The organism is Rhizobacter sp. P3_B12, from assembly GCF_056402895.1.
The window spans coordinates 1-1,704 of record NZ_JBFUGN010001177.1; the positions used below are offsets into that span (position 1 = coordinate 1).

4 protein-coding genes are annotated in these 1,704 nt (G+C 66.7%); all 4 read left to right on the top strand.

The genetic code is table 11. The features are described 5' to 3' along the window. Positions 1-200 (top strand): hypothetical protein (locus tag AC1D01_RS33480; protein ID WP_477873781.1); only part of this gene is annotated, 200 nt, incomplete at its 5' end. Positions 201-213: 13 nt separating this feature from the next. Beyond that, a complete protein-coding gene (locus AC1D01_RS33485) occupies positions 214-585 on the top strand; it encodes a hypothetical protein (RefSeq protein WP_477873782.1) in 372 nt (123 codons plus the stop codon). A 65-nt stretch (positions 586-650) separates the two neighbouring features. Then, positions 651-851, top strand: a complete 201-nt coding sequence (locus tag AC1D01_RS33490; protein WP_477873783.1) for a hypothetical protein — start codon at positions 651-653, stop codon at positions 849-851. A 32-nt stretch (positions 852-883) separates the two neighbouring features. Beyond that, positions 884-1,704, top strand: an 821-nt coding sequence (locus AC1D01_RS33495) for a phage tail tape measure protein (protein WP_477873784.1), incomplete at its 3' end; no start/stop codon positions are given.

Below are 1,704 nucleotides of genomic sequence, written 5' to 3' on the forward strand. Positions count from 1 at the left end.
ACGTGATGGGACCGACACCTGCCTTCTCGCTGCTGCTGCAGAACAGCTTCGACGGTAAGAACCTGGTGATGAAGTTCAACCGGGCGGTGAGCAGCAAGGTAAGCCTGCCGCTCAAGAACGACGACTACGCGGTCTACGACCTGAGCGCGCAGGCCTTCGCCGATGCCGCCGACGAGATCGGCTACCTCTGCCTGTTCTGACCTGGGCCACAACATGAACGACACCATCCTGCTGGGCGAACAGACCATCGAGGTCGCCCCGATCCCCCTGGGCCGGCTGAAGAAGTTGCTGCCCGCCTTCAACCGCGCCGGCCTGGCCTTCAAGAACGGTCGCCTCGATGAAGTCGTCTTCGACGACATCGTGCTGGTGCTGTCCGCCGGCACCGGCATGTCGGTCGAGGAAGTCGAGCTGCTGCCGGCCACGATGGAGCAGCTGAGCGCTGCCCTCGATGTCGTCGCCAAGGTCGCAGGCCTGGAGACGAAGGTGGCCGGGGTGGGGGCCGCGGTGGGGGGCGCCGTGGGGGAAGCGGGGGCGTCCTTGGCGGCACTGCCGGGGACGCCTGGAACAGCCTCTACGCCTGGCTGATCACGGCGACCGGCTGGACCTGGGTCTACATCGACGACCAGGTCACGCTGCCGCAGGTCTCTGCCTTGGCCGACTTCTGGCGTCACACGCCGCCTGCCGCACTGCAGCTCCGGCGCATTGCACTCGCGATCGGCATCAAACCCGAGCGGTCGGCCGCGCCGGCCTCGCCTGATCCCGAGAGCGCGATGGAGCAGGCACGAAGCATCGGCATGGTCGTCGCCCATGGCCGTCCCGATGACCCGATGTTGTCCTTCCTCGACCTTTGACCCTGAGAACCCTTTGAGCATTCACCACCCGCATGGCTGATCCCCGCGCCCGCGTCGTCGTTGACGGCGATGTCACTCCCCTGCGCCAGGCGCTGCGTTCCGGCATGGACAGCGTCCAGCAGTTCGGCGACAGGGCCGCCTCACATGTCGGCTCCCTCAGTGGTCCGCTGGAAGCGATCCAGGGCAAGTTCCTGGCGATCACGGCGATCCTGGGTGGTGGCGCGCTGTTCGGCAAGGCGATCGAGCAGACCGCCAAGTACCAGGAGCAGAGCATCCAGCTGGGTAAATCGCTGGGCGTGTCGGCCACCAGCGCCAGCACCTGGATCGCAGCGCTCGAGGATGTCGGCGCGACCACCGAGGAGATGTCCACCGCGGGCCGAGGCCTGCTGAAGCACCTCAACGAGGACGAGGGCGCGCTGAACCGCCTCGGGCTCGCCACGCGCGACAGCACCGGTGCACTGCGCCCGATGAACGAACTGATGCTGGATGCGATCAAGCTGACCGGCGAGTACAAGGAAGGCACCGACCGCAACGTCGCTGCCAACCAGCTCTTCGGCAAGGGCATCGACGCCAGCTCGGCGCTTCTGAAACTCAACAGCGATACGGTGCGCGAGAACGCCGAGCTGATGGGAGAACTCGGCCTGCTGGTCGGGCAGGAGCAGGTCGATGCCTACAACGCCTTCGACAGCGCGGGCGACAAGGCGGCGCTCGTCATGAAGGGCTTCGCCAACACGATCGGCAACGTGCTGATGCCGGTGGTGACCAAGCTCGCCGAGTGGTTCGTGGCGGTCGGGCCGACCGCCATCACGGTGACGCGCGGCGCGATCGGCGGGCTGACTGCCGTCTTCTGGGG